A 5,432-nucleotide genomic window follows, 5' to 3' on the forward strand; every position below is an offset into this window, starting at 1 on the left:
TATACCCAAATCACTCATAAATTTGAGTCGAAATGGGTAGGGGTCGGCGCAGCCGAAAGGGCTGGCTTTGTCGCCATATTTCATGTCCCTTCTGTTCTTACTTATACCGCTCGGCGCAGTGTGTGAGTAAGCGGAGCGTCCGAACACCGAGCAAGCGGAATGTCTTTAATTCTTAAACCTTGGCACGTTCGCTCTGCCCCATTTCTAGACGACTTAATAGACGATATATTAAGTCTCATGTACTCTACTTTATATCGTCTATTGTTATTTAATCGTTTAACTCTTAAATAATTATATTCTCCAAGGCTGAACGCCTTTACGAATAAGGGCTTGGCCCTCTTTTAGACGCTCTGGTGCTGAACGCACCTCCACGTCAAAAATTCACCCGCGCGCGTCTGGGCTAAAGCCCGACAAACTGACTTTTTGACTGCTACGCTTGCCCCTGAACGGGGTTCTGACGAATCCTAAAGTAAGTTTGTCCGGCTTACTCTTATTTCGCTGGGGCTCAATGCGTTTATCCAGACGCGCGCGCTTCGCTTTTTCGGTTGGGACCGAAACACTCGCCACGGCTCTGGGGAGCCTAAAGAAACGAAACTAGGATGGTTTTTAAATGACATTAAATGAAAGAATTGACCAAGCGATTCTTGAGCTTTTGGATAAGATTTACAGTGCGCTTTATCCTTTTGCTAAGGTGTATTTTTCGCAAACCGGTACGTATTGGTTTGAAGTGATTCTTCTGCTTTTTTCTGTCTTTCTTTTTTCTCTTCCCTACCTTTTCATCTGTAAAAATGAATCTGGCTTTAGGGTTTCGTTGATCCGGTTGTTTGGGAGAGTGTTTGCTCTTTTGGGTTTTTTCGGGGCTCTTATTCCTACTGTAGTTTTACTTTACATGTCGTTCTTTGGTGACAATAGAATGAGCTTTTTACGTTTCGGTCATTTCGATGGTGTTTCTGATTTTATCTCTTCAATTGAGCTTTACGGTGTATCTCTCGGTTTGCTGCTTCTTGTTCATTATGTTTTCGTTAAGAAGCTTTACGAACCTAAGTTGTCTGCTCGTTCTATCAAAAAGACTAACCGTATTGGTGAAGATGAAGCGTTTACAGATGTGCGCGAGCTACACAGTGAGAAAACATTTAAATCTTATAATCCGAAAAAATACTTTGAAAAAGCCGCTAAAAATAACGCGCTTTTCTTTGGTTTAGATAAAAATCGAAAACCACTTTTTGTGTCTCGACAGCGTTATAACAAAACGAACATTCAAGTGTCGGGGTCTATGGGAGCCGGAAAGGGTATCCAAGCGCAAATCATCTTGTCTCAGCAAGTATTACAAGGTGACGCGGTACTGGTTTTTGACCCTAAATTTGACGATTACCTACCTCATATTTTGAAAGATGCTTGTGAGAAAAACGGCAAGCCTTTTTATTTCTTTAATTTGCGTGATGCCGAGCCACAAGTGAATCCATTTTCAGGCGCTAATGAGCATGAAGTCGCGGAGCTTTTGATTGCTGCCTTTGATTTAGAAACTCGAAATACTGATTCGGATGTTTACAAAATATCGGAACAAAAGAGTGCTCAGAAAATTGCTGATTTTGTTGTTCAAAACCGTCTTCATTTGTCTCAAGTTTCTGAGCGTATCGATCTTATTTTGTCCGAAGAGGAGCAGAAATCTTCTCGTGGGTTAATTGAAAGAATCGAGACGCTTTCAAGGCTTGGGGCTTTGAAAGCCGACTCGACGATTTCATTCGATGATGTGTTGAAGCGTGGCGGTGTTGTTTATGTCATTGGTGACGATGTTGGGGTGACCAAAGATGCTCAAAAAATGCTGCTCGTACGAGTACTTCAACTGATTAAAAACACTCAACCTAACGACAGGCAGTTTGTTTCTATTTTTGCTGATGAAGTGAAATCATTACTTTGTCCTTTGCTCGTTAATCAAAGTGGGCAACTTCGCTCAAGGCGTTCGAACTTAATCTTTGCTCACCAAACGGATGCGGATCTCAATGTTATTGGTGATAACTATGCGGAGATATTGAAAGGCAATGCTTCACTTCGATGGTTCTATCGTCAGCAATCCTTTAAAGCTGCCGAAGAGGTCGCAAACCTTACTGGTTTTAAAAAAGCACAGTCTTCCACTTACATTAATGAAAGCAATGGACTTGGTGAGGAAGTTCGTTCTGGAGAAGAGCGTCGTTCAGTAGAGCAAAAGGCTCACCTTTTTGATACGAATGTTATTCAAACCTTACCTGATAACACGGCGATCTTGATCGGAGACGGTCTCGCTAAAATTGGATTTTGCTCTGGAATTTTAATTGATAACAGCGTTTCTATTCCGATCAGTCGAGCTTTACCGAATCAGAATGTTGGAGGCGTTATGCGTGAAGACGTTCGAGAATCTGAATCAATGGTGCCAGATTTTTTGGAGACTTTAGATGAAAAATAATGTGATGCTTTCGCCTGGTCAGCGAAAAGAGAGAACACGAAAAAACAGAAAACTGGTTACGAATTTCTTGCGAGATGAGATTTTTACCGATACCGAAGTGTTGGCTGACTTACTCGAATTTGAGCAAGCGAGAAATGCGAATAAAGTTTTAAAAGCGATGGCTCGTGATGAGCTGCTCATTGAGCATAAGCATGGTCGAAAGTCGATTTGGGGTATTAATAAAACAGGTTTGTTATTTTCTTATGATGATCATGAAGATATTCCAGATCGATTTACTGTTTTTCGTCCCTCGAAGTTTAATGCTCTGACGTTTGAACATCGTAAACAGATGCAGCTTATACGCATTAAATTAGTGCGTGAGGGGTGGCGAGAATGGACGACCCCAAAACCAGTGAAAGGCCAAAGTTGTCCTGATGCTATTGCGATTTCTCCCAAGGGAGAAAGGGTCGCGTTTGAATTTGAGAGAACATTGAAAGCCTCTTCTCGGTACGATGCGATCTTGAAGAATCACCTCGAAGCCATTTCAGAGAGGCGATACCAGAGAGTCTTTTATTTAAGTCCTAATTTTGCGCTTGTAAGGCGTGTAGAGCGCATGTTTTTGAAATGCACCAATAAGTCCATGGTCATTGCTAAAAACACTGTCACGCTTTCAGAGGCGACGATACGTGCTCTTTTTGAGTTTACTTCAATTGAAGATTTTTACAGTTAAGGGAATGGAATGTCTAAAAGTGATATTGAGAAGAAAAAACAACAATTCGAAATTTTAAAAATGCAATTCGAGGTGGCTCTTAAAGCAAAATTTGATAGTAAAGATGAGCTTACTCAGGTGGCAACTGATCTTGCTGATGTGGTTTTAACTACTTGGCATTTAGAAGAGGATACTGATATGCGATGGGCGGACGAAAGTTGGTTTAAAGGACTCTGACGCACTTCGTTTGTCTCATCTTGTGCGCTCGTAACATTTCGCATTAGCTCAATATCACGTCGCACAAGATGCTCAATTATTGGAAATGCCCCTTTGGGAATTTCGATATTGAATTGTGCAAAGGAGACGAGATGAGTATGTTTTTTGTGTAACCCTAGCGATTTAAATGACTCCACCCCTATTTTACTCGTTAATATCATTGTATTCATATTGTTAATTTAATCTGATTATATTGGTTATACTTTGGTGGTTATTTGGAACGCCATCCCCCACGTCTTTTAAATCCCTACTATGGCGTTTTTATCAACCCCACCCTTAGGGTGATTTGTTCTCCAGGTGCTTGTTGAAGTTATTGTTCAATAAGAATATTATTTTTATTGAAGGTTAGTAATAGGGCTGAAGTGATGACAGTTAAAGCAAAGAGTAAATCTGAAAAAGATGTAAAGGCGAATGAGAAAAAATGGGGAAAAACCCTAATGGACTCAGGATGGACTGCATTCCCTAGTGTTATTTTAGAAAAACAACACGCATTAGGTCTTACAGCTATGGATATTAACATTATCCTTTACCTATCAACTCACTGGTGGGAGGCAGAACGTAAGCCTTATCCATCAAAGAAAACTATTGCTCAAGCATTGGGTGTTACTCCTCGAACCATTCAGAAGAGAATTGCAGCATTGGAGCAGTTAGGGTTTGTTGAGCGTGAATACCGACCGCATGAGATAAAAGGAAATGATACAAACATTTATCACTTCAACGGGCTAATTAATGAATCGGAGCCTTACGCTCAAGAGAAAATTGAAGAGTTCGAAGCTAATAAAAAGGCAAAGGCAGATCGAAGACGAAGAGTTAAGCCTGTTCTAAAAGGGATTGATGGCGGGAAGAATTAGTGAATTAGTATTCATTTTTGACAAGTTGTTGATTTGGTGCTATAATTAAGAAAGGGCAATAGAGCCCTACCCAGAATTAACTAGGTATATACATGATTTATTTTATTTCCTGACAGTTGTAATTATACGTCATGTGCATGCTTAGTCAATAATAACTTTACATAAGGAAGCACAGATGGCGATAAAGAAAAAACATTTAACCACACTCCGTAAAATCAACACACGACCAGTGTTGGGTACAATTCCTTGGTCTGATATTGAGAGTCTTTTTAAGTCTCTTGGTGCAGTAGTTCAAGAAAGGGAAGGGTCTCGTGTAGCAATCATCTTGAATGGTCGTCCGCATGTATTTCATAGACCTCATCCGAGTCCTGATACAGATAAAGGGGCTGTTATGAGTGTAAAGCGTCTCCTAATGTCAGAGTTCCCAGATATTTTTGATAATTAATGTTCAAAAATACTTTACAGAAAGATAAAGTGATATCAAAATGTGATATCACTCTTGGTTTTCTTCGGAGGAAGTATGGACAATATTTTGGAGCACAATGGTGTAAAAGCTAGCGTTGTTTTTGATCCTGAGATAGAAATGTTTCGAGGTGAAATTCTAGGATTATCTGGAAGTGCTGATTTCTATGCGTCTGATGTTATTTCTTTGAAAGAAGAAATGATTACTTCTTTAGAGTCATATCTTGAGATTTGTACCGAGCAGGGCATTCAGCCTTACAAATCGTACAATGGAAAGATTGCCTTCAGAACCAACTCAAATATTCATAAAAAGCTAGAAGAGTTGTCTGTATCTCAAGGTTTGAGTCTTAATAAGATGCTGGAGAGGCTTGTTGTAAAAGGGCTTGAGATTGGTCATGCTTGATGTTTGGCTGTATTAACGGTAAACGAGTACTTAGATTTTTCCTACAAAAAAGCCTCTCAAATGAGAGGCTTTTTTGTAGGAAAGCACATGACCGGCTAAAAGGATCATTGAGATCAATCGCTTTTGGGATTAATCTCTTTCTCTAGATGTGAAAAAACCAGCTTTGGCGAGCTGGTTATTTCGGAATACTTAAACGATTGAAGCCCGTTAAGTCCTTTCATGATAGCCATATCACGTAAGCACTTCAAGTACTCCTGCACTCTGTTTGGATTCAAGATGTTTTGGACAGAGCGACGCGCATCAGCCACCGAC

The 5,432-nt window shown here is 40.2% G+C and carries 6 protein-coding genes; all 6 read left to right on the plus strand.

Annotated features, from left to right (window positions below; all coding sequences use genetic code 11):
* Positions 1 to 610 precede the first annotated feature (610 nt).
* A complete protein-coding gene (locus OCT63_RS21110; protein WP_269984560.1) occupies positions 611 to 2,440 on the plus strand; it encodes a type IV secretory system conjugative DNA transfer family protein in 1,830 nt (609 codons plus the stop codon).
* Entirely contained in the window at positions 2,430 to 3,149 is a 720-nt protein-coding gene (locus OCT63_RS21115; RefSeq protein WP_269984561.1) for a hypothetical protein, read from the plus strand. Before OCT63_RS21110 ends, OCT63_RS21115 begins: the two co-directional genes overlap by 11 nt.
* Positions 3,150 to 3,158: 9 nt before the next feature.
* Positions 3,159 to 3,365 carry a hypothetical protein gene (locus OCT63_RS21120; RefSeq protein WP_269984562.1) on the plus strand — a complete coding sequence of 69 codons (207 nt, stop codon included), beginning with the start codon at positions 3,159 to 3,161 and terminating at the stop codon, positions 3,363 to 3,365.
* Between the two features lie 404 nt (positions 3,366 to 3,769).
* Positions 3,770 to 4,255 (plus strand): helix-turn-helix domain-containing protein, encoded by a 486-nt coding sequence (locus tag OCT63_RS21125; RefSeq protein ID WP_269984563.1) that lies wholly within the window; start codon positions 3,770 to 3,772, stop codon positions 4,253 to 4,255.
* Between the two features lie 175 nt (positions 4,256 to 4,430).
* On the plus strand, positions 4,431 to 4,700 hold the full coding sequence (locus OCT63_RS21130; RefSeq protein ID WP_269984564.1) for a type II toxin-antitoxin system HicA family toxin: 270 nt from the start codon (positions 4,431 to 4,433) through the stop codon (positions 4,698 to 4,700).
* Positions 4,701 to 4,775: 75 nt separating this feature from the next.
* Positions 4,776 to 5,120 carry a type II toxin-antitoxin system HicB family antitoxin gene (locus OCT63_RS21135; protein WP_269984565.1) on the plus strand — a complete coding sequence of 115 codons (345 nt, stop codon included), beginning with the start codon at positions 4,776 to 4,778 and terminating at the stop codon, positions 5,118 to 5,120.
* Positions 5,121 to 5,432 lie beyond the last annotated feature (312 nt).

Origin of the sequence: Vibrio sp. RW, from assembly GCF_027587105.1 — a bacterium.
Lineage (GTDB): Bacteria > Pseudomonadota > Gammaproteobacteria > Enterobacterales > Vibrionaceae > Vibrio > Vibrio toranzoniae.